The organism is Pseudomaricurvus sp. HS19 (assembly GCF_009857815.1).
GTDB lineage: Bacteria > Pseudomonadota > Gammaproteobacteria > Pseudomonadales > Cellvibrionaceae > Pseudomaricurvus.
On sequence record NZ_WVVW01000016.1, the window covers coordinates 74,305 to 96,842 of the forward strand.

Annotated in this window: 25 protein-coding genes and 2 tRNA genes; 21 read left to right on the plus strand and 6 right to left on the minus strand. The window is 59.2% G+C overall.

Annotated elements, in window-relative coordinates; translation table 11 throughout:
* Window positions 1-3 precede the first annotated feature (3 nt).
* From GSF27_RS16595 to arsC, 3 genes are read right to left on the minus strand one after another with little or no spacing between them, the layout of a single operon-like run.
* Window positions 4-369 (minus strand): DUF2069 domain-containing protein, encoded by a 366-nt coding sequence (locus tag GSF27_RS16595; protein WP_160971183.1) that lies wholly within the window; start codon window positions 367-369, stop codon window positions 4-6.
* A gap of 54 nt (window positions 370-423) precedes the next feature.
* On the minus strand, window positions 424-1,026 hold the full coding sequence (wrbA, locus tag GSF27_RS16600) for an NAD(P)H:quinone oxidoreductase (RefSeq protein WP_160971184.1): 603 nt from the start codon (window positions 1,024-1,026) through the stop codon (window positions 424-426).
* A gap of 1 nt (window position 1,027) precedes the next feature.
* Window positions 1,028-1,372 carry an arsenate reductase (glutaredoxin) gene (arsC, locus tag GSF27_RS16605; protein ID WP_160971185.1) on the minus strand — a complete coding sequence of 115 codons (345 nt, stop codon included), beginning with the start codon at window positions 1,370-1,372 and terminating at the stop codon, window positions 1,028-1,030.
* 113 nt (window positions 1,373-1,485) lie between these two features.
* Here arsC and GSF27_RS16610 point away from each other — a divergent pair, with 113 nt between their 5' ends.
* From GSF27_RS16610 to GSF27_RS16620, 3 genes are all read left to right on the plus strand, one after another.
* Complete coding sequence (locus GSF27_RS16610) at window positions 1,486-2,898, plus strand: YihY family inner membrane protein (protein ID WP_160971186.1); 1,413 nt, start codon at window positions 1,486-1,488, stop codon at window positions 2,896-2,898.
* A 105-nt stretch (window positions 2,899-3,003) separates the two neighbouring features.
* A complete protein-coding gene (locus GSF27_RS16615) occupies window positions 3,004-3,603 on the plus strand; it encodes a hypothetical protein (protein WP_160971187.1) in 600 nt (199 codons plus the stop codon).
* Window positions 3,604-3,792: 189 nt separating this feature from the next.
* Window positions 3,793-5,841, plus strand: coding sequence for a TonB-dependent receptor (locus GSF27_RS16620; RefSeq protein WP_160971188.1), 2,049 nt, complete (start codon window positions 3,793-3,795; stop codon window positions 5,839-5,841).
* 51 nt (window positions 5,842-5,892) lie between these two features.
* Here the strand turns inward: GSF27_RS16620 and GSF27_RS16625 are convergent, their stop codons facing one another.
* A complete protein-coding gene (locus tag GSF27_RS16625) occupies window positions 5,893-6,486 on the minus strand; it encodes a lytic transglycosylase domain-containing protein (RefSeq protein WP_160971212.1) in 594 nt (197 codons plus the stop codon).
* Window positions 6,487-6,511: 25 nt separating this feature from the next.
* Window positions 6,512-8,245 carry a proline--tRNA ligase gene (locus GSF27_RS16630; RefSeq protein ID WP_160971189.1) on the minus strand — a complete coding sequence of 578 codons (1,734 nt, stop codon included), beginning with the start codon at window positions 8,243-8,245 and terminating at the stop codon, window positions 6,512-6,514.
* Window positions 8,246-8,329: 84 nt separating this feature from the next.
* Here GSF27_RS16630 and GSF27_RS16635 point away from each other — a divergent pair, with 84 nt between their 5' ends.
* Together GSF27_RS16635 and glsA are read left to right on the plus strand one after the other, a co-directional pair.
* Window positions 8,330-8,779 (plus strand): HIT domain-containing protein, encoded by a 450-nt coding sequence (locus GSF27_RS16635; protein ID WP_160971190.1) that lies wholly within the window; start codon window positions 8,330-8,332, stop codon window positions 8,777-8,779.
* A 74-nt stretch (window positions 8,780-8,853) separates the two neighbouring features.
* Entirely contained in the window at window positions 8,854-9,885 is a 1,032-nt protein-coding gene (glsA, locus tag GSF27_RS16640; RefSeq protein WP_237457615.1) for a glutaminase A, read from the plus strand.
* A 109-nt stretch (window positions 9,886-9,994) separates the two neighbouring features.
* On the opposite strand, the gene GSF27_RS16645 is transcribed toward glsA, so the two are convergent.
* Window positions 9,995-10,408 (minus strand): HU family DNA-binding protein, encoded by a 414-nt coding sequence (locus GSF27_RS16645; protein WP_160971191.1) that lies wholly within the window; start codon window positions 10,406-10,408, stop codon window positions 9,995-9,997.
* A gap of 416 nt (window positions 10,409-10,824) precedes the next feature.
* Between GSF27_RS16645 and GSF27_RS16650 the strand changes: the two genes are divergently transcribed.
* The 16 genes from GSF27_RS16650 (at window position 10,825) to GSF27_RS16725 (ending at window position 22,455) form a co-directional block, all read left to right on the plus strand.
* A complete protein-coding gene (locus GSF27_RS16650) occupies window positions 10,825-11,085 on the plus strand; it encodes an FmdB family zinc ribbon protein (protein WP_160971192.1) in 261 nt (86 codons plus the stop codon).
* 66 nt (window positions 11,086-11,151) lie between these two features.
* On the plus strand, window positions 11,152-12,921 hold the full coding sequence (aspS, locus tag GSF27_RS16655; RefSeq protein WP_160971193.1) for an aspartate--tRNA ligase: 1,770 nt from the start codon (window positions 11,152-11,154) through the stop codon (window positions 12,919-12,921).
* A 279-nt stretch (window positions 12,922-13,200) separates the two neighbouring features.
* The gene (ruvC, locus tag GSF27_RS16660) at window positions 13,201-13,719 is read left to right on the plus strand and encodes a crossover junction endodeoxyribonuclease RuvC (RefSeq protein ID WP_160971194.1); all 519 of its coding nucleotides are present in this window, start codon (window positions 13,201-13,203) and stop codon (window positions 13,717-13,719) included.
* Between the two features lie 41 nt (window positions 13,720-13,760).
* On the plus strand, window positions 13,761-14,390 hold the full coding sequence (gene ruvA, locus GSF27_RS16665) for a Holliday junction branch migration protein RuvA (protein WP_160971195.1): 630 nt from the start codon (window positions 13,761-13,763) through the stop codon (window positions 14,388-14,390).
* 74 nt (window positions 14,391-14,464) lie between these two features.
* Entirely contained in the window at window positions 14,465-15,442 is a 978-nt protein-coding gene (gene ruvB, locus GSF27_RS16670; RefSeq protein WP_370462625.1) for a Holliday junction branch migration DNA helicase RuvB, read from the plus strand.
* Window positions 15,443-15,571: 129 nt separating this feature from the next.
* The gene (gene ybgC, locus GSF27_RS16675; RefSeq protein ID WP_202410516.1) at window positions 15,572-15,982 is read left to right on the plus strand and encodes a tol-pal system-associated acyl-CoA thioesterase; all 411 of its coding nucleotides are present in this window, start codon (window positions 15,572-15,574) and stop codon (window positions 15,980-15,982) included.
* 117 nt (window positions 15,983-16,099) lie between these two features.
* Window positions 16,100-16,792, plus strand: a complete 693-nt coding sequence (gene tolQ / locus GSF27_RS16680; RefSeq protein ID WP_160971197.1) for a protein TolQ — start codon at window positions 16,100-16,102, stop codon at window positions 16,790-16,792.
* A 12-nt stretch (window positions 16,793-16,804) separates the two neighbouring features.
* On the plus strand, window positions 16,805-17,230 hold the full coding sequence (tolR, locus tag GSF27_RS16685; RefSeq protein ID WP_160971198.1) for a protein TolR: 426 nt from the start codon (window positions 16,805-16,807) through the stop codon (window positions 17,228-17,230).
* A gap of 4 nt (window positions 17,231-17,234) precedes the next feature.
* Entirely contained in the window at window positions 17,235-18,035 is an 801-nt protein-coding gene (tolA, locus tag GSF27_RS16690) for a cell envelope integrity protein TolA (RefSeq protein WP_160971199.1), read from the plus strand.
* Window positions 18,036-18,055: 20 nt separating this feature from the next.
* Window positions 18,056-19,351, plus strand: a complete 1,296-nt coding sequence (gene tolB, locus GSF27_RS16695) for a Tol-Pal system beta propeller repeat protein TolB (protein WP_160971200.1) — start codon at window positions 18,056-18,058, stop codon at window positions 19,349-19,351.
* A 60-nt stretch (window positions 19,352-19,411) separates the two neighbouring features.
* Complete coding sequence (gene pal, locus GSF27_RS16700) at window positions 19,412-19,909, plus strand: peptidoglycan-associated lipoprotein Pal (protein ID WP_160971201.1); 498 nt, start codon at window positions 19,412-19,414, stop codon at window positions 19,907-19,909.
* Between the two features lie 38 nt (window positions 19,910-19,947).
* The gene (gene ybgF, locus GSF27_RS16705) at window positions 19,948-20,703 is read left to right on the plus strand and encodes a tol-pal system protein YbgF (protein ID WP_160971202.1); all 756 of its coding nucleotides are present in this window, start codon (window positions 19,948-19,950) and stop codon (window positions 20,701-20,703) included.
* Window positions 20,704-20,806: 103 nt separating this feature from the next.
* Complete coding sequence (queE, locus tag GSF27_RS16710; RefSeq protein WP_160971203.1) at window positions 20,807-21,457, plus strand: 7-carboxy-7-deazaguanine synthase QueE; 651 nt, start codon at window positions 20,807-20,809, stop codon at window positions 21,455-21,457.
* A gap of 36 nt (window positions 21,458-21,493) precedes the next feature.
* Window positions 21,494-22,168 carry a 7-cyano-7-deazaguanine synthase QueC gene (gene queC / locus GSF27_RS16715; RefSeq protein WP_160971204.1) on the plus strand — a complete coding sequence of 225 codons (675 nt, stop codon included), beginning with the start codon at window positions 21,494-21,496 and terminating at the stop codon, window positions 22,166-22,168.
* 92 nt (window positions 22,169-22,260) lie between these two features.
* Window positions 22,261-22,336 (plus strand) — tRNA-Lys (locus GSF27_RS16720).
* A gap of 43 nt (window positions 22,337-22,379) precedes the next feature.
* Window positions 22,380-22,455 (plus strand) — tRNA-Lys (locus GSF27_RS16725).
* Window positions 22,456-22,538 lie beyond the last annotated feature (83 nt).

The window sequence follows — 22,538 nt, forward strand, 5'->3', positions numbered from 1 at the left end:
GGTTTAGGACGACTGGCGCAACCAGGCTTTCTGCCAGCGGCTGCTCATCATGGCACTGATAAACAGGGCCACGCTGAGCAGGGTCTGCAGGTAGTCGTTCCAGGCGCCCGTCGGTGCCATGGCGTTGGTGACACCCATGGTGAAGTGCACCAGCAGCACAAAACAGAGCCAGTCGTAGGCGCGGGGTTTGTGGGACAGCATACCGGGCACGAAGACCAGCAGGCTGAAACAGGGTACCAGCAACAGCGTCCAGAAGAATTTGGGGGCGAGTATGCTGGTGACGGTATACAGCAGTACCAGTGCCAGCAGCAGTGCCAGGCTCAGGTGTTGGGCCAGTCGCAGCTGACGGGGTGGGGCGGGGTTGTTCATGTTTTGCTATCCGTTACGGGGTGTGCTGGCCACCGGTGTGTGGCAGCGACCTGTTCAGCCGGCGTGGGTGAGTGTAGCAGCGAGCCGCGCAACACGTTTGCCCAGCGCCTGGCAGAGGCGTTTCTCTTCATCGCTCAGCGGCATGCCATCGGCACCGGCATGGTGTGAGGCGCCGTAGGGTGTGCCGCCGCTGCGGGTGGTCACCAGGTCGGACTCGCTGTAAGGCAGCCCGGCCAGCACCATGCCGTGATGCAGCAGTGGCATCATCATGGTCAGCAGTGTCGCCTCCTGGCCACCATGCAGGCTGCTGGTGGAGGTGAAGGCTGCCGCAGGCTTGTCGATCAGGGCGCCGTTAAGCCACAGGCTGGAGGTCTGGTCGAGAAAATACTTCAGTGGTGCCGCCATGTTGCCAAAGCGGGTGGGGCTGCCGAGGAGTAGGCCGCTGCAGTGCTGCAGCTCCTCCAGTGTGCAGTAGATGGCGCCTTCTTGCGGGATATCGGGCTGCGTCTGCTCGCTCACCGGCGATACCGGTGGCACGGTGCGCAACCGCGCCTCCATGCCGCCGGCCTGTTCGACGCCGCGGGCGATCTCCATGGCCATGGCAGCGGTGGCGCCGTGGCGGGAGTAATAGAGGATCAGCACATAGGGCGCACTCATTTCAGATCAGCTCCAGCACGTTTTCCGGAGGCCGGCCCAGTACCGCCTTGCCACCCTTGACCACAATGGGGCGCTCTATCAGTTTCGGGTGTGACACCATGGCCTCGATCAGCTGCTGCTCGCTGAGGGAGGGGTCCTTGAGATTGAGTTCCTTGTAGTCGTCTTCGCCCTTGCGCAGCAGGTCGCGGGCGCCGATGCCCAATTTACCCAGCAGTTCCCTGAGCGTGTCGGCGTCAGGCGGGGTTTCCAGATACTGCACCACCTCCGGGGCAATACCGTTCTCCTCCAGCAGCGCGAGGGTCTGGCGTGATTTGGAGCAGCGGGGATTGTGATAAATCGTGACCATGAGGCGGGTTTCCTTTATTTTCATCTGCCATAATCAGGTTATTGTAATCATTCATTGCCCGCAGCTCCACGCGTAAGCCGCCTGAGTGAGCGGGCTGGACCAGGAACACAGGCATGGAATCTTCGCACCACACTCAGCGGACCGTCAGCTGGCGCATCTTGTGGTCATTTGTCACCAGCCTGGTTGGCGCCTATAACGATAAGGGCTGTCGCCAGCAGGCAGCCGCGCTGACCTATATGACGCTGTTTGCCATCGTGCCCACCATGACCGTGGTGTTCACCATGTTCTCGCTGTTTCCTGCCTTCGATGGACTCTCTGATCAGCTGCAATCCTTTGTCTTTCGTCACCTGTTGCCGGACTCCGGACTGGAGATACGCACCTACGTGCAGCAGTTTACGGATCAGGCGCGGCAACTGACCGGTCCCGGTCTGGTCATGCTGGCGGCCACGGCCTACCTGATGATCAAGAATATTGAGCACACCTTTAACAGCATCTGGGGAGTCAGCGAGGCGCGCAAAGGGCTGTCAAACTTCCTCCTGTACTGGGCGATTCTCAGTCTTGGACCGCTGATGCTGGGTATCGGGCTGGCGATGAGTACCTATCTGCTGTCGCTGCGCTTTTTCAGTGATGACGGCGTGCTGCAGGGCTTTATGCCGGTGCTGCTGGGGTATACCCCCTGGTTGCTCACCAGCGGTGCTTTTACGCTGTTGTTTGCGGCCGTGCCCAACTGTCGCGTACCGGTGCGTAATGCCCTGCTGGGCGGTGTGTTGACGGCGATCTGTTTTGAATTGTTCAAGGATCTTTTTGGCTGGATTGTTTCCAAGTCGGCTTTTACCGCCGTCTACGGTGCCTTCGCCATCGTGCCGCTGTTTCTGTTGTGGATTTACGTCCTGTGGATGATTGTGCTGGCCGGTGCGGTGTTTGTGCGCACACTGTCGGTCTTCAGTGGCCCGGCGAAAGGGGCGACCTATACCGAATTGATCGCCGCGCTGCTGGTGCTATGGCGTTTTCGCCAGTGTCAGCGTACCGGTGTCGGCGCACGGGATCATCAGTTGCTGTCGGTGGGTATTCCTGCGCCACAGTGGCAGCGCCTGCGCCGCGCGCTGTTGCGTCACCACATCATCAGTGTGACCCGCGAGGAGACCTATGTGTTGAGTCGTGACCTGAGTACCTTCACCCTGCGTGACCTGGCGGATATGGTGGGGGTGCAGTCGCAGATGCCCGGTGTCAGCGATTACCTGCAGACCTTCAGCTGGTTCCCGGTGGTGGCGGCGCGGCTGCTCTCCATTGACCAGCACACCGAAGCGGAGCTGGACATTACCCTGGAAGAGGTGTTCTGCAGTGTGGCCGAGGTTTATGACGATGAAGACCGGGGCCTGGAGGAGCTGGAGGCAGAGTTACGGGCGTACAGCGAGCCGGACGATGATACGCCCGAGCCCCTGATCGAGGAGGTGTTGCCCGCGGTGGAAGCGGAGGATCCGGAGTCTGCTGAAGAGCAGGAGCCGCGACGCCCACGGGCTATCTAGGCCCTCAATTAGTGTCAACAGGCCCTTGCACAGCTGTTTCCGGAAAAACATAAAGCAGGAGAAGCCTATGTGCCGGCTGGGAATTGCAACGGGGTGGCGTCTGCCATGACCGATCCGATATCCGAGCGTGAACTCAATGCCCTGCAGCGGCGTCTGCAATCGCTTTGCGGTCGCACAGAGCAGGCTGCTGCCGACGAGTTGGCAGCGTTTACCGGCACGTCGGTAATCAGGGGGGAGAGTCGCCTGCGCAGTCTGCCGGCGGCAGACCTGGGACAGGCACTGGCGGCACTGGGCAACGAACGCCTGTTTTCCGGCGTAGTGCAGGCCTATCAGCTGGAGATTTCGCCGCTGTTTGCCATGACGGTGGTGACAGAAGAGTCCATTGCGGATCTGTCGCAGCTGGTGTCCATGCCCTGCAGTTCCGGTGGCGAGACCGCCGAACTGCTGTTCCGGCTCAGCGAAGTCCTCACCGAATCCAGCCTGCCGCTGCTGGCCCGTGGCCTGGATGTGGCTCATCACTGTTTCTGGGGTGATGCCGGGCTGCTGGCGCTGCATGCGCCGCTGGAGCGTTACCAGCTGCACGGGATCGGTCGGGAGGAGTTGCTGCTGACGGTGGAGTGCAATTACCAGCTGGAGGCCCACCCCTTTAACTGCGACCTGCTGCTGGTATTACCATCGGCGGTGCAGCAGTTGCTGGTGCGTTGATCCCGGCAGGGTCGGTCGCCGCTTCTTCACGCCCTTCTGTGCTGTTGTGATATTGGTGTCATTATTGTGACTCCAATTGTGTCTGTTCATTCTCCTGTGCTATGTTGCCGCCTCCCCGGGCGTTCAGGTCCGGGTTTTGCCCCTGTGGTGAGAACGCTGCCGGGGGACGATTTTGCTTGGGGGCGAGGTATGAAGGGTTCGGTTCTGCCGGGGGCGGCACTGTTGGTACTGTGTCAGGGGGTGTTGGCCGCGGAGGTTCAGCAGGCGTCTGCCTGGCAGGAGGAGATGCTGGTCAGCGGCCGTCGCCAGGACCAGAGCCTGAATACGGTAATCGGCGGAATCAGTCGTATCGACCAGTCGGTATTGCAGCAGGTGGGGCATGTGCATCCACAGGAAGTGGCGGTGCGCATACCCGGTGTCTGGTTCAGTCGCGGCAACGGCCAGGAGATGTTGATGGCGATTCGCTCGCCGGTAAACACCGGGCCCGGATCCTGTGGCGAGATATTGCTGGCGGAGAATGGGGTGCCGGTGCGTCCGGCAGGACTCTGTAACGTTAACGGCATGTTCGAGGTGAATACCGGGCAGGCGGGCGCGCTGGAAGTCTCCCGCGGTCCCGGTACGGTTTTTTATGGCTCCAACGCGGTGCTTGGGGTGGTCAATGTGTTGTCGCCCTCTCTGACGGAGCAGCGCCTGAGTCTGGAAGCTGGCAGTTTTGATTATTATCGCCTGAAAGTGGCTGCCGGTGTCGCGCAGGGTGATCACCAGTGGCAGCTGACGGGACAGGGCACCAACAGTAGTGATGTTAAGGATAACGCCGGGCTGGATCAGCAAAAGCTGAACCTGCAGCACCGATACAGCAGCGAACGCTGGAGTGCCCATACCCTGTTGTCAGCGACCAACCTTAATCAGGAAACCGCCGGTTACATCACCGGTGAAGACGCCTACGAAGACTACGGCTGGAAAGACAATACCAACCCGGAGGCCTATCGGGACGCTTCAGCGTTGCGGCTGTCGACACGCTTTGCCGGCAGCGCCGGGGATCGCAACTGGTCTCTTACTCCCTACCTCCGCTACAGCGACATGGTCTTCCTGCAGCACTACTTGCCGGGGCAACCGGTGGAAGAGAATGGCCAGCGCAGCGCCGGTCTGCAGGCCGCTACTGACTTTGCTCTTACGGAGCGCAGCCGCCTGTGGCTGGGCGCCGAGGTGGAGTGGGCAGATATGTGGGTGCAGGAGCGTCAGGACGCGGTCTTTATCAATGCCATCAATCCACGCTACCAGGGTGATCATTACGATTTCGACGTGGCCAGTGAGCAGCTGGGAGTGTTCGCCAACACCGAGACGCGCCTCACCGATGTGTGGACTGTGGAGGCGGGCCTGCGCTATGAGTACCTGCGCTACGACTATGACAACCGGCTCCCCGATGGCGCGGTGCGGGACGATGGCTCACTCTGTGGCAGCAACCCCTGCCGCTATCTGCGGGTGGCTGACCGGGTTGATGAATTCGATAACCTCAGCGGCCAGCTGGGATTGCGCGCCAACTGGAATGCGCAGTGGATGAGTTATGTGAGACTCGCTCACGCCTACCGCGCGCCGCAAATCAACGAACGCTATCGTCTGCTGGCCGGACAGTCAGTGAACGAGTTTGATGAGAAGGAAATTGACAGCCTGGAGGCAGGGCTGCGTTATCAGGCGGAGGGCTTGTCAGTGCAGCTCTCCGCCTACCGGATGAAAAAACAGGATGAGGTGCTGAAGGCCTCCAATAACGTCACCATCGGAGATGCCGAAACCCGCCACACCGGTGTGGAGCTGGAGCTGGCACAGCAGCTGGGCGATGCCTGGTACTGGCAGGCGGCGGCAGCCTGGGCGGAGCATGAGGTGGTTGACGCCAGCCTGCTGGCGGGTACAGATGTGGATGGCAACCGGCTGGATACGGCTCCCGAATGGCAGGGCAGTGCACGGTTGGGTTATCGGCAGGATGGATGGCAGGCGGAGCTGGAGGCGGTGTATCTGGGCAGCTATTACCTGGATGCGGAAAACCGGCACCGCTATCCGGGCCATACCCTGTGGAATGCGTTTGTGCAGTGGTCGCTGGCGGAGCCGTTGCAGGCTCGCCTGCGGCTGGTGAATCTCGCCGATGAGCGCTACGCAGAGCGCGGGGATTATGCGTTTGGCAGTTACCGTTACTTCACCGGTCAGCCTCGCAGCGCCTATATAGAGCTGACTTACAGCTGGTAAGACTGTTCGGGTCCGGCGTAAGCCTGGCAGCGAGTTGGTGGAGGTGGCGAATCAGCGCCAGTGTTTTTCCCAGGCAGTCATTACCCGTTCCGGATACCAGTATTTACCGTAGCTGCCGTTGTAGCGGGCGAGGGCGTCGATGAGGCGGCCTTCCGTTCTTTCCAGGTAGTGTTTGAGGATGGCGCAGCCATAGCGCAGGTTGGTGTCGACGTCGGTGAGGTTGTCTTCGGGGTGGCCGATCTCGTCTTTCCAGAACGGCATCACCTGCATCATGCCCTGGGCGCCGACACTGGAGACGGCAAAGCGGTTAAAGTGGCTCTCCACCTCAATCAGCGCCAGTACAATCTCCGGTTGCAGGTCTGCCTGCAGGGCGGCGCGATGAATGCGGCGCAGCAGGTCCATGCGCTCTTCGTGATCCTTGATAAAGCGTGACAACGGTTCCTGTTTCGACACCAGCCACACTTCGGCATCGTAGCGATCAACGAAGCTGTCGCTGGATTCGATGGCGTGTTTGAGGGCAGCGCGCAGTTCCGGATCGATATCGTCCGGTGTGGTGTTGCCCCAGGCCAGCATTGGCAATTGCAGGCTCCCCAGCAACAACAGCGAACCGATTAAGCGGGTGACTGTTGTGCGGGGTGTCTTCATCATGGTCTGCGGTTGCCGGTCGCTGTCAGCGGGTTTTGCGCACGTTTTGGGCGATAAAATCGCTCAGGCCGGCCAGCGCAATCTCCTGCTTCTCGTCCGCGCGGCGCGCTTTGTATTCCACGGTACCCGCCTCGAGGCCACGATCGCCGACAACGATGCGATGGGGGATGCCCACCAGGTCGGTATCTGCCAGCATCACGCCGAGACGCGCTTTCTCTTCATCCATAAACAGAACGTCGTAGCCGCTGGCGGTGAGTTCGGCGTAGAGCCTCTCGCACTCGGCACGCACCGCTTCCGACTTGTTCATGTTGATGGGGATCAGGGCGACCTGGAACGGCGCGATAGCCTCAGGCCAGATAATGCCGTTGTCATCGTAGTTCTGCTCAATCGCCGCAGCCACCACGCGGCTGACTCCGATACCGTAGCAGCCCATGGTCATGATCTGCTCTTTACCGTTTTCGTCCAGTACGCTGGCGCCCATGGCCTTGCTGTACTTTTCGCCCAGCTGGAAGATGTGGCCCACTTCGATGCCGCGCTTGATCTCCAGGGTGCCCTGGCCACAGGGGCTGGGGTCGCCCACCACCACGTTGCGCAGGTCTTCGATACGAGCGAGTGGCAGGTCGCGCTCCCAGTTGACACCGGTGAGGTGGTAGCCGTCTTTGTTGGCGCCACAGGTAAAGTCGGCCACCACGGCGGCGCTGCGGTCTACCAGGACGGGAATTTCAAGGCCCGCAGGCCCGATGGAGCCGATGCCGCAGCCCAGTGCCGCCTTGATGCGATCTTCCGGGGCAAAGGTCAGTGGTGAGGCAACGCCGGCCAGCTTTTCTGCCTTCAAATCGTTCAGTTCATGATCGCCGCGCAGTACCAGCGCCACCAGGCCCTGGTTGCCGTCTTCGTCGGCTTCACCCAGCACAATCAGGGTTTTCAGGATTTGTGCGGCAGGCTGCTGCAGGAAGCTGGCCACCTCTTCAATGGTGTGCTGCTTCGGAGTTGCCACTTCCGCTTTTTCAGCGCCGGGCGCCGGACGCTCGATGGCGGGGGCTACGGCTTCGGCCAGTTCCACGTTGGCGGCGTAATCGCTGGCGCTGCTGAAAGCGATATCGTCTTCACCGCTGGAGGCCAGTACGTGGAATTCGTGGGAGCTGGAGCCGCCGATGGAGCCGGTATCCGCCAGCACCGGACGGAAGTCCAGGCCTATGCGATTGAAGATATTGCAGTAGGCGGTGTGCATACGGTCGTAGGTCTGCTGCAGACAGCTCTGCTCCAGGTGGAAGGAGTAGGCATCCTTCATGGTGAATTCCCGGGCGCGCATGATGCCGAAACGGGGGCGTACCTCATCGCGGAACTTGGTCTGGATCTGGTAGAAGTTGGCGGGCAGCTGTTTGTAGCTGCGCAGCTCGTTGCGGATCAGGTCGGTGATCACCTCTTCGTGGGTGGGGCCGAGACAGAAACCGTTATCGTGGCGATCGGTGATGCGCAGCAGTTCGGGGCCGTACTGCTCCCAGCGGCCGGATTCCTGCCACAGCTCCGCAGGCTGTACCACAGGCATCAGCACTTCCTGGGCGTCGGCGGCATCCATCTCCTCGCGAATGATCGCTTCCACCTTGCGCAGCACCCGCAATCCCAGCGGCAGCCAGGTGTAAAGACCTGAGGCCAGCTGGCGGATAAGGCCGGCACGCAGCATCAGCTGGTGGCTGACGGCAACGGCGTCGGAGGGGTTCTGTTTGAGGGTGGGAATGAGGATACGGCTGGCGCGCATGGGGACTGGAATCTCTGCTAGGTGAATTTTATCAGGGGAGGTATTCTAAAGCTGTTGTGAAATTGGGGAAAGGAGGAGACCTCAATGTCTGAACTTGATGTGCAGCAGAGTTTCGAGTTGCACCCGCAGCTGGCGGAAGATTGTGTGGTGCTGGGGCAGTTTCCGCTGTCACTGGTGCTGTTGAACAAAGATGCCAACTACCCCTGGTGTATCCTGGTTCCGAGCCGTCGTGGCTTGCGCGAACTGCATCACATGTCGCGGGACGATCGCCTGCAGTTGAGCGATGAGTCCTGTCATCTGGCCGAAGTCATGGCCGATCTCTATGTGCCGGACAAGATCAATGTGGCCGCCCTTGGCAACATGGTGCCGCAGCTCCATGTGCATCATATCGCCCGTTTCCGGCGTGATCTGGCCTGGCCAAGCCCGGTTTGGGGCATGGCGGAAGCAAAGGACTACACTGAAGAAGCGCTGGCAGAGCGTGTCGAGCAGCTGAAGAATGCCCTCGCCGGGGAGGACTTTACGCCTGCAGACTGAGCCGCAAGCTTCCCGGCACCGGGCGCTACGTTGGAGCTGGTGACGAAATTTCACAAACGTTAAAGGAGAACGGCATGAAGGCCCCTATGGATAGATGGTATGTGGGTTTGGTTCGCAGTCTGGTGTTGGTGCTGGGTTTGCTGGTCGCTGGTCAGGTGGCAGCGGTGGAGCTCAGCAAGAAGAATATCGAAGCGGCACTGGATGCGGCTTACAAGAAGTACAAGGGGCTGCAGGAAGGGGCCAACGCCGACTACATCCCGGCGCTGGCCAAGGTGGATTCCAATATCTACGGCATTGCGCTGGTGACCACTGACGGCAAGGTTTACAGCGTCGGTGATATCAAGTCCGAAGTCTCTATTCAGTCCATTTCCAAGGTGTTTACCGCCGCTCTGGTGATGGATGAGTCTGGCCCCCGGTCCCTGGAAGAGAATATGGGGGTGGATGCTACCGGGCAGGTGTTCAATTCCATTGTGGCAATTGAGCAATATAAAGGCGCGGAGATGAACCCGCTGGTGAATGCCGGTGCGATTACGGCCACCAGTATGGTGAAGGGGGAGATGTACGGCGATGTGTGGGGCAAGATAGAAAGCACCTACAACAACTTTGCCGGTCGCAAGCTGCCCTTGTTGCAGGATGTGTATGAGTCCGAAGCGGCCACTAATCAGCGCAATCAGGCCATCGCCCACCTGATGTTTGCCTACGGGCATATCAAGAATGACCCGCTGCGGGCCACCGATATCTATACCCGTGGCTGCTCGGTGGGTGTCAATGCGAAGGATCTGGCAATGATGGCGGCGACGCTGGCCAATGCCGGTACAAACCCGGTCACCGGCAAGCAGGCCATGAAGTCGGAGAACGTGCCGGAGCTGCTGGCGGTGATGGCTACCGCCGGTCTTTACGACGATTCCGGTAAATGGCTGTACAAAACCGGCCTGCCGGCCAAGAGCGGTGTCGGTGGTGGCATTATTGCGGTGTCGCCGGGCAAGTTTGGTATTGCCGTGATTTCTCCACCGCTGGACGCCGCCGGTAACAGCGTGCGGGCACAGAAAGCCATTGCTGATATCTCTGAAGCCCTGGGGGGGAACCCTTACGAACCGGCTAAATAACCGGCCACCCAGTTTTCAGGTTCAGCAGTCAGATACAAAAAAGCCGCGCAAATGCGCGGCTTTTTTATGGTGAGGCGGGAGTGTACGGCCGCTCCGGCGCCCCTGCCAATCAGCTGCTGGCCATGTCCTTCAGCTTCTTCAGCGGGCGAATTTTCACCTGCACGCTGGCTGGCTTGGCAGCAACGTCCATGGTTTCACCTGGCTTGAAGGGGTTGGGAACGTTCTTGCGAGCCTTGCGGGCTGGCTTTTTCACAGCGCTGATTTTCAGCAGGCCTGGCAGTACGAATTCACCCACACCGCGCTTTTTAACGTGACCTTCGATGATATCGGTCAGCTCGTCCAGCACGCTCTGAACCTGCTTGCGGCTCAGTTGGGTGTTGTCGGCGATTTGGTTGAGCATCTGGGTCTTGGTGTAGCGCTCGGCTACGGCTTTTACGGCTTTGGCCTTGGCGGCTGGTGCAGCTTTGGCTGGAGCCTTCTTGGGGGCAGCTTTCTTCTTGGCAGGTGCTTTCTTAGCGGCCATGATCGCGTTTCCTTTTTTATGGTGAATGGTGTTTGCTCCCCTGATTGGGCCCGGGGATCTTTCCTTAGTGATCTTGTAGTCAAAAATGCCTGTTTTTATAGGCTCTAACGCCCTTGAAGAACGTTAGGGCCTATGTATATAGGATTCCCAGGATGGTCGCAACAAAAATGCGGCAGTAAAGCGTGGTTTTTTGAGTGGAATCCTGCCGTGTTCATTTTTTGGGGGGCAGCACAGAGGGGTGGGGGGGCGAAAGGGCGCGAGAGGCTTGTTTGGCGCGGATCTGCCGGACACGCAAATGGGCGGGGATATGGCTTTAATCGAAGCCGCCGGGTGGAGTATAATCGCCGGTTTTTGACAGGCCTCCCGACGTGGGCGGGGGATGGTTATTGGCAATTCATGTGTGGTTGGGTGGATCGATGCCGATTTACGAGTACGAATGTGGTGCTTGTCACCATCAGATGGAAGCCCTGCAGAAGATGAGCGATCCAGCGCTCAAAGACTGTCCGGCCTGTGGCCGGGATAGCCTGCAGAAGAAGATTTCAGCCGCAGGATTCCGTCTCTCGGGCGGTGGCTGGTACGAGACCGATTTCAAGTCCGGCAACAAAAAGAACCTGGCAGGCGATAGTGGCGGCAGCTCCTCTTCGCCAGCCCCGGCAGCGAAGTCCGGCAGCGATTGAGCACCGGGGTTACACTGTAGGTCAGTTACGCAAGACTCATATTTAAAGAACAGGATACCGACGCTTATGCGTACCCAGTACTGTGGCGCTCTCAATGCCTCATTTATTGATCAGGAAGTAACCCTCTGCGGATGGGTAGACCGTCGCCGTGACCATGGTGGTGTGATTTTTATCGATCTGCGTGATCGGGACGGCATTGTGCAGGTGGTGTTCGATCCTGATGCCGCTGATCACTTCACCACTGCCGACAAGGTGCGCAGTGAGTATGTGCTGCAGGTGAAGGGCCGGGTGCGTGCGCGCTCCGAGGCGACGGTGAACCCGAACATGGCTACTGGCGAAGTAGAGGTGTACGGCCTGGAAGTAACCATCCTCAATAACGCCGAAACTCCTCCGTTCCCATTGCACGACAACAGTGTGGGTGAGGATGTACGTCTGCGTTACCGCTATGTGGACCTGCGTCGCCAGGAGATGCAGAACCGCCTGCGTTTCCGTTCCAAAGTGACCACGGCGATCCGCAACTACCTGGATGGTGAGGGCTTCCTCGATATCGAAACCCCGATCCTGACCCGTGCCACCCCGGAGGGTGCCCGTGACTATCTGGTGCCTTCCCGCACCCACGAGGGCAAGTTCTTTGCCCTGCCGCAGTCACCCCAGCTGTTCAAGCAGCTGCTGATGGTGTCCGGTTTCGATCGCTACTACCAGATTGCCAAGTGTTTCCGCGATGAAGACCTGCGTGCTGATCGCCAGCCGGAATTCACCCAGATCGATATCGAAACCTCCTTTATGAGTGACGAGCAGATCATGTCGGTGACCGAAGGCATGATTCGCGAGCTGTTCCAGTCCCTCAAGGGCGTGGACCTGGGTGAGTTCCCGCGCATGCCGTTCGCCGAGGCGATGGAGAAGTACGGTTCCGACAAGCCGGACCTGCGTATCCCGCTGGAACTGGTGGAGATCAAGGACCTGCTCAAGGATATCGACTTCAAGGTGTTTGCCGGCCCGGCCAACGATCCCAAGTGTCGTGTGACCGCCATGAAAGTGCCTGGCGGCGTCAACATCTCCCGCAAGCAGATCGACGACTACACCAGGTTTGTCAGCATTTACGGCGCCAAGGGTCTGGCCTGGATCAAGGTCAATGACCTGGCGGCCGGTATCGAAGGCCTGCAGTCCCCCATCATCAAGTTCCTCGGCGATGAAGTGACTATGAATATCATGCAGCGCCTGGGTGCTGCCGACGGCGATATCATCTTCTTCGGCGCTGACAAGTCCAAGGTGGTGAGTGAGGCCCTGGGTGCCCTGCGCTGCAAACTGGGTGCGGACCTGGAGCTCTACACCTGTGAGTGGGCGCCCCTGTGGGTGGTGGACTTCCCCATGTTCGAAGAGAACGACGACGGCAGCCTCACCGCGCTGCACCACCCGTTCACTTCACCTAACTGCTCGCCAGAAGAACTGGAAGCTAACCCGTCTGCAGCCCTCTCCGTGGCCTACGATATGGTGCTGAACGGTACCGAGCTGGGTGGTGGTTCTGTGCGTATCCACAGCAGCGCGATGCAGCAGGCGGTATTCCGTGTACTGGGTATCAGCGCTGAAGAGCAGCGCGAGAAGTTCGGCTTCCTGCTGGATGCCCTGCAGTATGGTGCGCCTCCCCACGGTGGCCTGGCGTTTGGCCTGGATCGCCTGATCATGCTGATGACCGGTGCCAGCTCCATTCGCGATGTGATCGCCTTCCCCAAAACCCAGACCGCGGCCTGTGTGATGACCGACGCCCCGGGTGCGGTGGACAATGATCAGTTGCGCGAGCTGAGCATTCGCGTCAAGAAGAAAGAGGGCAACAGCTGATTGCAGCTGCCAGTCCTGCAGCGGCGGTGTCACGAGAGTGCACCGCCGTTTTTGTTTCAGGGCGGGGAGAAAATCATCGGGCATATAAAGCTGCCAGGCACGTGGCAATCCCTGCCCGCTATTCACCTGACTAACGGCTACACACCTGGAGGAGCCTGTGGCGGGTCACGGTAAGCGGGCCGGCATCCGGCGCCGCCAGCTACTTTGGTCTTGACCTGCCCCGGCTTTGTCGCCACACTAACTACTGGATAGAAAAACAGTGTTGGGGTGGCAGAATCCATGGCGCTTATTCTTGGCGTAGACCCGGGATCGGTGAAAACCGGCTTCGGGATCATTAATCAGCTGGGCTCCCGCCACGAATACGTCACCAGTGGTGTTATCCGCATGCCGGCCATCAGTCTGCCGGAGCGCCTCAAGATCATCTTTGACTCCCTGACCCAGATTATTGAAGAGTACTCGCCGCAGGAGATGGCCATCGAACAGGTGTTCATGGCCAAGAGCGCGGGCTCGGCACTCAAGTTGGGGCAGGCGCGGGGTGCCGCTATTGTGGCTGCAGTGAACCAGATGCTGCCGGTCTCCGAGTATGAGGCGCGCAAGGTCAAGCAGTCGGTGGTAGGCAATGGCGGGGCGGACAAGCATCAGGTGCAGCACATGGTGAAGACACTGCTGAAGTTGCCGGCGCTGCCGCAGGAGGATGCTGCGGACGCCCTGGCGGTAGCCCTGTGTCATGCCAATACCCAGCAGCATATGATCCGTGTCGCCACTGCCCGTACTTTCCGGCGCGGGCGCATGGTCTGATGCCTTCCCGTAAAACACACAAATAACAGGATCAAACCTGCATGATTGGTCGTATCAGAGGCGTGCTGGCAGAGAAGCAGGCGCCGGAAATCCTGGTGGATGTTAATGGCGTCGGTTATGAGCTGCTGGTCCCCATGACCACCCTCTACCAGTTGCCGGGGATTGGCGCAGAAGTGAGTCTGCACACCCACTTTGCTGTCAGCGAAACTGCGCAAACTCTCTACGGATTTTACGCCGCCAAAGAGCGCACCCTGTTTCGTACTCTCATCAAGGTGTCCGGGGTAGGGCCCAAAATGGCCCTGGCAATCCTCTCCGGCATGGAGGCGGACCAGCTGGTGCAGTGCGTGATGCAGGATAATGTCAGTGCGTTGGTGAAGGTGCCTGGCGTAGGCCGCAAGACCGCCGAGCGCCTGATTGTTGAGCTGCGGGACAAGCTCAGCCAGTGGGAGTTGACCGCATCGCCGCTGGCGGCGCTGGAAGCCGCCAGTGCACCCCAGTCTAATAAAAGCAGCAGCTCCGATATGGTGGCGGAGGCGGAAAGCGCGCTGGTGGCCCTGGGCTACAAGCCCACTGAAGCGAGCAAGCTGGTCACCGGTGTGCTCAAGGACAAAACCGTTGAGCGCAGCGAAGATTTGATTCGTCTTGCACTGCGCAGCCTGGCGCCGGCCTGAGGTGAGAGCAGCCCATGATTGAGAAGGATGTGTTTCAGCAGGATGAGCGTCTTATCGGCGCCCAGGCCAGGCCCATGGAAGAGGTGCAGGATCGCGCTGTGCGCCCAAAGTCCCTCGCGGATTATGTGGGGCAGCCGGCGGTGCGGGAACAGATGGAGATTTTTATCTCTGCCGCCAAGGGGCGCAGCGAAGCTCTGGATCACACGCTGGTGTTCGGCCCACCCGGCCTGGGCAAGACCACCCTGGCCAATATCATTGCCAACGAGATGGGTGTGGACCTGAAGACCACCTCGGGCCCGGTGCTGGAACGCGCCGGGGACCTGGCGGCGCTGATGACCAACCTGGAGCCCGGCGATGTACTGTTTATTGACGAGATTCATCGCCTCAGCCCCAATGTGGAAGAGGTGCTCTATCCGGCCATGGAAGATTTCCAGCTGGATATCATGATTGGTGAAGGGCCGGCGGCCCGCTCCATCAAACTGGACCTGCCACCGTTTACGCTGGTGGGGGCGACCACCCGTGCCGGCCTGCTCACGTCACCGCTGCGGGATCGCTTCGGTATTGTGCAGCGGCTGGAGTTCTACTCGGTGCCGGACCTGACCCGCATTGTTGCCCGCTCGGCGCGACTGATGGGGATAGAGATGGCGGAAGAGGGAGCCTTTGAAGTGGCGCGGCGTTCCCGCGGCACCCCCCGTATCGCCAACCGCCTGTTGCGCAGGGTGCGGGATTACGCCCAGGTGAAAGGCGATGGCCTGGTGACCAAAGAGATGGCGGACCTGGCGCTCAACATGCTCAATGTGGATGAGCGCGGATTTGATCATATGGATCGCCGCCTCTTACTTGCCATGATCGAAAAGTTTGCCGGTGGTCCGGTGGGGGTGGAGAGCCTGGCGGCGGCCATCAGTGAGGAGCGGGATACCATTGAGGATGTGCTGGAGCCGTTTCTCATCCAGCAGGGCTATATGGCGCGCACGCCCCGGGGGCGGGTGGTGACGGCACTGGCCTATGAGCATTTTGCCTTGCCGCTGCCCAAACACCTGTTGCCGGAGTGATATTCGCTCTGCTGTGAGCCAGTAGCAAAAAATAGTTGGCATTTTGGCCATTGGCTTATTTACGACAGCTGGGTGCTATCGATAGACTGTTGCCTGTTTCTGGTAGCAAATTCCGGCCCAGCCCCGTTTATGTCGCACTTTTCCATCACTGTCCGGGTCTATATCGAAGATACAGACGCAGGCGGCATTGTCTATTACGTCAATTACCTCAAGTATCTCGAGCGCGCTCGCACCGAACTTCTGCGCAGTGTGGGTTTTGACAAGCCTGCCATCCTGGATGAGGGGTGCCTGCTGGTTGTGCACTCGGCGGAGATTAAATACCAAAAGCCGGCGCTGCTGGATAATGAGCTGACTGTAACCGCCAGGGTTTCCAAACTGGCCCGCAGTTATGTCATTTTTGAGCAGTCTGTCATGCGCGGTGAGGAACCCATCTGCCAGGCCAGTATCAAAGTGGCCTGTGTGGACCAGCAGAGTATGAAACCCTGTGCGTTGCCCGAACGGGTAGCCAGTGTGGTGCGGCGGGAATTGCTGCCGGCCTGATGGCCGTGTGGGCAGTAACAGGTACGCCACGCAAAAACGCAATGTACAGGCGCATTACCGGCGCCAGCTAAAAACAACAGAATCGCACAACGATATTGTCGCAGAAGGAAATCCCGGATGGCCGAGTCACAATCCTTATCCATATTCAGCCTGATTGCCAACGCCAGCCTGCTGGTGCAACTGGTGATGCTGTGCCTGTTTATGGCCTCGGTGGTTTCCTGGGTAATGATCGTCAAGCACGGTCGCTACCAGGGGCGAGCCAAGCGCCTGTTTGCCCGTTTTGACAGTGAGTTCTGGTCTTCCGGTACCGAACTGAGCCAGCGCTACCGCGATGGCAATGCCAGTGCCCAGGCCGGTGTGGTGGAAGGGGCAGAGCATGTTTTTCGTGCAGGCTTCAAAGAGTTCAGCCGTTTGCGCCAGCAGAGCCTGGATCCTGATACGGTTATGGAGGGCACCCAACGCGCCATGCGGGTAGCGCTGGCGAGGGAAGAGGAGAAGCTCGACGCCCATCTCTCGTTCCTGGCGACGGTGGCATCTGTCAGCCCCTACGTTGGCCTGTTCGGTACCGTGTGGGGGATCATGAACTCCTTCCGCGGCCTCGCCAATGTGCATCAGGCCACCCTGGCGACGGTTGCTCCCGGTATTTCGGAGGCACTGGTGGCGACAGCCATGGGACTGTTCGCGGCCATTCCGGCGGTACTCGCTTACAACCGATTCTCGTCTGTATCCGAAAGGCTGGTAAACCACTACACCACCTTTGCCGAGGAGTTTACGGCTTACCTGCATCGCCAGTTGCACCACAAAGGTTGATAAAGGCGCGCTATGTACCGGCCCAAGATCAAGAAAAAGCCCCTGGCGGAAATCAACGTTGTACCTTACATCGATGTGATGCTGGTGCTGCTGGTGGTGTTTATGGTGACGGCACCGCTGTTGATGCAGGGGGTGCAGGTGGAGCTGCCGGAGGCACCGTCAGCGCCGCTGGATGATCAGCAGGACGAACCGCTGATTATTTCCGTGGACGCCAAAGGCGCCTACTACATCAACGTTGGCCAGGAGCAGAAGAAGGCCCGCCCAATGGCCGAGATCCAGGATATGGTGGCGAAGATTTTGCGCAACAAGCCGGCGACCAAAGTGCTGGTGTGGGGCGATACCGCCGTGCCCTATGGGCAGGTGGTGGCGATGATGACCGCGCTGCAGGGGGCTGGTGCCCCGTCCGTAGGCCTGGTCACCGAGCCGCCGGAGCTGTAGATCGGTGCGGGATTTCTGGACCGGGCTGGGAAGCTATCGGCTGCCGATTGTTGTCAGTGTGCTGGCGCACCTGCTGTTGGTGGTGTTCGTGGCCTGGGGTTGGGAAGCAGCCGAGCCGCCACGGTCGCAGGTGAAACCGCGCTATGTGGAAGCGACGCTGGTTACCATAGAGCCGAAATCGAAAAAGCCGCAGGCCCAGCCGAAACCCAATAAGGTGGTGGATGTGGCGGCCAGGCGTCGCGAACAGGAACGGCTGCAAAAGGCAGCGGCGGAGAAAAAGCGGCTGGCAAAAGAGAAGGCCGAGCGCGAGCGACTGCGAAAACTGGCGGAAGAGAAGAAGCGCAAAGAGGCCGAAAAACAGAAGCAGCAGGCCGAGAAGGATCGCCTGGAGCGCGAACGCAAGGAGCGGGAGCGAGTGGCTCGCGAGCAACAGTTGCAGCGCGAGGCGGCCATTGCCCAGGCCTTGGCAGACGAAGAAGAGTTGATTCAGGCACAGCAGGCCGAGGCTACCGCCCAGAGTTACGTGGCGCTGATCGCACAACAGATTGAGCAGAACTGGAGTCGTCCGCCGTCGGCCCGCCGGGGTATGAAGTGTGAGCTGCGTCTGCAACTGGTACCCACCGGTGAAGTGGTCAATGTGACCGTGGTGCGCAGCAGTGGCAACGACGCCTTTGATCGCTCTGCCGAACTGGCCGTGAAGCGGGTGGGACGGTTTCGGGGGTTGAACGACATCCCCAGTTACATTTTTGATCAGTACTTTCGCCAGCTGACGCTGGTATTTGACCCACAGGATCTGCGTCTGTAACGCAGGCAGCGAGGAAGCGAATGATATTTTATCGGGCAGTGAGACAGTGGCTGGCAGTGGCCTTGATGGTTGTTGCCGCACAGGCTCAGGCTGAGCTCACCATTGAGATCACCCAGGGTGTGGATAACCCCACTGCCATTGCTGTGGTGCCCACCGGCTGGACCGGCGGTGCGTTGCCGGAAGATGTTGCTGCAATCGCGGCGGCAGACCTGCGCCGTTCCGGCCAGTTCCGTCCCATTGCCCGCGAAGACATGCTGCAGTGGCCACGGTTTGGTGATCAGGTGTTCTATCGCGACTGGCGGGTGTTGGGCTCTGACTATGTGGTGCTGAGCCGGCTCAATCCTGTGCCCGGTGGCGGCTACTCCCTCGACTTTGAGCTCTACGACGTGCTGTCGCAGCGCAAGGTGCTGCAACGCAACGTACAGGCGGGCCCGCAGGGGCTCAGGGATCTGGCGCATGCCATGGCTGATGCCATCTACGAGGCTATCACCGGTATCCGCGGCGCCTTCTCCACCAAAATGCTATACGTCGAGGCGTTTGGTAACAAACGCTATCGCTTGATGCTGGCCGATGTGGATGGCGCACGGGAAAAAGAGTTGCTGAAATCCAGCCAGCCAATTGTGTCACCCAGCTGGTCACCGGACGGCAAGCAGGTAGTGTACGTATCTTTTGAAACCACCCGCCCGGCCATTTTCCGCCAGGTGTTGGCCACGGGCGAGCGACAGCAGTTGACCAACTTCCGCGGCCTGAATGGTGCGCCGGTATTTTCTCCGGACGGTCGCAAGGTGGCCATGGTGTTGTCGAAAGATGGCAATCCCGAAATCTATACTTTGGATTTGGCGACAAGAGTATTTACGCGCCACACCAATCACTTTGCCATTGATACAGAGCCGGCGTGGTCAAATGACGGAAAAAGCCTCATTTTCACCTCAGATCGCGGCGGTAAGCCACAAATTTACCAAGTAACGCTTGCCAGCGGTCGTGTGGAACGTCTAACCTTTGACGGCGATTACAACGCAAGGGCACGCTTTACTCCGGACGGTAAATCGCTGGTGATGGTGCATCGTTACAACGGTGTGTTCCACATCGCAACACAGGATCTGGAGTCAGGTATGATTCGCGTACTGACCCAGACGGATCTGGATGAATCGCCCAGTATCGCGCCCAACGGAGCCATGTTGCTCTACGCTACCAAAGATCGCAGCAAAGGAATCCTGGCTGCAGTATCCCTGGATGCGGGAGTTAAATTCCGGTTGCCGTCGAAACAGGGAGATGTCCGTGAGCCGGCCTGGTCCCCTTACTTCACAAAACGGTAGGGAACCGGCAGGGTCATTAAAGGTAACACAAGCAAGTTCACATCAACTTAGGAGTCAACAATGCTCTCTTCTGCACTCAAACAAAGCCTTACTCTGGCAGTTATCATGGCGGCACTGGTAGGTTGTTCCAGTACTTCAACAACTACTGATTCAGCTGATGCTGACAGCGCGGTAAGCTCCGCTGCGGACAGCTCTGCTGTGGATACTACTGACACCATGGCAGACGAAGCAGTAGAAGCGCTGGATACCGTTTTCTACTTTGACTTCGACAAGTCCATGCTGAAGCCGGAAGCCCGTGCGGCCCTGACTGCTCACGCTGAAAACCTGAAAGCTGCTCCAAAGGCGGTACGTCTGGAAGGTCACGCTGACGAGCGCGGCACCCGTGAGTACAACATGGCTCTGGGTGAGCGTCGTGCCAAAGCGGTTCGTGACTACCTGGTTCTGCAAGGTGTAGACGCTTCCATGATCGAAACCGTCAGCTACGGTGAAGAGTACCCAGCAGTTGTGGGCGCTACCGAAGCTGCCTACGAGATGAACCGTCGCGTAGAGATGAAATAATCCGCTCCATGGGTTATTTGAAACACACCGCAGCCGTAATGGCTGCGGCTTGCGTTCTGGTTGTCGCTCCGGCCTGCGCCCAGGTGGAAGTGGTGGAATCCACTAACCGACTCCTGGGTCCCCAGGCCGGCGCTGCCCGGTCAACGCCGACTTCTCCTCCGCCTGCGCCCTCCATTGGCGTAGCGCCGGCCGACCTTTTCTATCAGATACAGACCCTGCAGCAGGAAGTGCTGGAATTACGGGGAATGGTTGAAGAGCAGGCCCACGAAATCCAGCGATTGAAACAGCAGCGCCTGGATGATTACGTCAATCTCGACAAGCGACTCTCTGAATTGTCCAGCGGTGGTGCAGTTGCGCCGGCGGTGAGAGGGAGCGGCGGTGAGCGTGCAGTACCGGCGACCCACACCACAGCCCAGGCTCCCGATGAAATTCAGCGTTATCGCACGGCCATTGATCTGGTCCTGCAGAAAAAGGACTACGATGCGGCGGTAACCTCGTTCAACCAGTACCTGCGCGATTTTCCCCAGGGGCGCTATGCGGCCAACAGTCAGTACTGGCTGGGTGAGATAGCCCTGCTGCAGGAAGATTACGAGCAGGCGCGCCAGTGGTTTACCCGCATGCTGGACGAGCACCCGGCCCACGCCAAGGTTCCCGATGCTACCTATAAGCTGGGGACGGTCTATCACCGCCTGGGTGACAGCAAAAAGGCGCGGGAGCTGCTGCAGAAAGCAGCGGCAGGGGATTCCAACGCAGCTCGCCTGGCCCGCAGTTACCTGGATAACAATCTGCGCTGAGGCGACAGGTCGGCTCCCGTGAAGTCCTTTCTTTCCGGGGGTTCGCCAAATCTGTTCAATTTGGTTAGAATCTCGCCCCTTTTTACGTGGCCCGGATTCCCCAATGTCTGCCCAGACCCTTCGCATTACCGAAATCTTTCTCTCTTTACAGGGAGAGGCGCGCACTGTTGGATTGCCGACGGTGTTTGTGCGCCTGACGGGCTGTCCGCTGCGCTGCCACTACTGCGATTCGGAATACGCCTTCTTTGGTGGTGAAAAACTGGCGCTGGATGACATTGTCGAGCAGGTTACCGGTTTTGGCGCCGCCCACGTCTGCGTTACCGGTGGTGAGCCCCTGGCCCAGCCTGCCTGCCTGCCACTGCTGGAGCGGCTCTGTGATTTGGGCTTGCAGGTGTCGCTGGAAACCAGCGGTGCATTGAGTATTGCGGCGGTGGATGAGCGGGTCAGTCGCGTGGTTGACCTCAAGACCCCCGGATCCGGCGAGGTGGCGCGCAACCTCTATGACAACATTGCCCTGCTGACGCCCACAGACCAGGTGAAGTTTGTCATCTGCAGTCGCGAAGACTATGAGTGGGCGCGCCTGCAGCTAGATCAGTGGCAGCTGTGTGAACGTGCCGGTGAAGTCCTGTTTTCACCCAGCTATGGTCAGGTGGATCCCAAGGCGTTGGCGGAGTGGATTCTGGCGGATCGGCTCACCGTGCGCTTTCAGCTGCAGCTGCACAAGTTGTTGTGGAACGACGCCCCGGGCCATTGAGCCTGATCTCCTGCTGATGACCAACGAGGTAAATCCATGAACAAACCCAAGGCGGTAGTGCTGTTTTCCGGTGGCCTGGACTCCACCACGGTATTGGCTATGGCACAACAGCAGGGGTTTGAGTGCTACACCCTCAGCTTTGACTACGGTCAGCGCCACCGCATAGAGCTGCAAACCGCGGAGCGCGCCTCCCGTTTGATGGGGGCGGCCGAACACAAGGTGGTACAGCTCGATCTCGGTACCATTGGCGGATCAGCATTGACCGACATGAGCATCGATGTGCCGGAAGAGGCCACCGAGGGTATCCCCATTACCTATGTGCCGGCCCGTAACACCGTCTTTCTCTCTATTGCCCTGGGGTGGGCTGAGGTACTGGATGCCAGTGATATCTTCGTTGGCGTCAACGCGGTGGACTACTCCGGTTATCCCGATTGCCGTCCCGCGTATATTGCCGCCTTTGAAACCCTTGCCAACCTGGCCACACGTGCCGGGGTAGAGGGGCAGCATTTGAGTGTCCATGCCCCCCTGATCCACCTCACCAAGGCGGATATTGTGCGCAAGGGCGCGGAGCTGGGCGTGGACTATAGTGCAACCGTCTCCTGTTATCAGGCGGATGCGGATGGGAAAGCCTGTGGTCGTTGCGACAGCTGTAGATTGCGACGTCAGGGCTTTGTCGACGCCAATTTACCGGACCCGACCCGCTATCAGTGATAAGTGCTTGTTTATTACCAATAAAAAGCCGGAAATTCACGAAAAAATCGCTTGTCTTTTAAGGCGAAATCATTACTATATGCGCCTCCTTTGGGTCGTTAGCTCAGTCGGTAGAGCAGTTGGCTTTTAACCAATTGGTCACTGGTTCGAATCCAGTACGACCCACCATATTTCAGCAGCCCGGCCCAGGCCGGGGGCAAAAATCTCTACCGGGTCGTTAGCTCAGTTGGTAGAGCAGTTGGCTTTTAACCAATTGGTCACTGGTTCGAATCCAGTACGACCCACCATATAAACGCAAAAAGGCCACCCATCGGGTGGCCTTTTTGCGTTTATATGGTGGGCTCACCTGGGGCGAACCACCGTTCGAAAA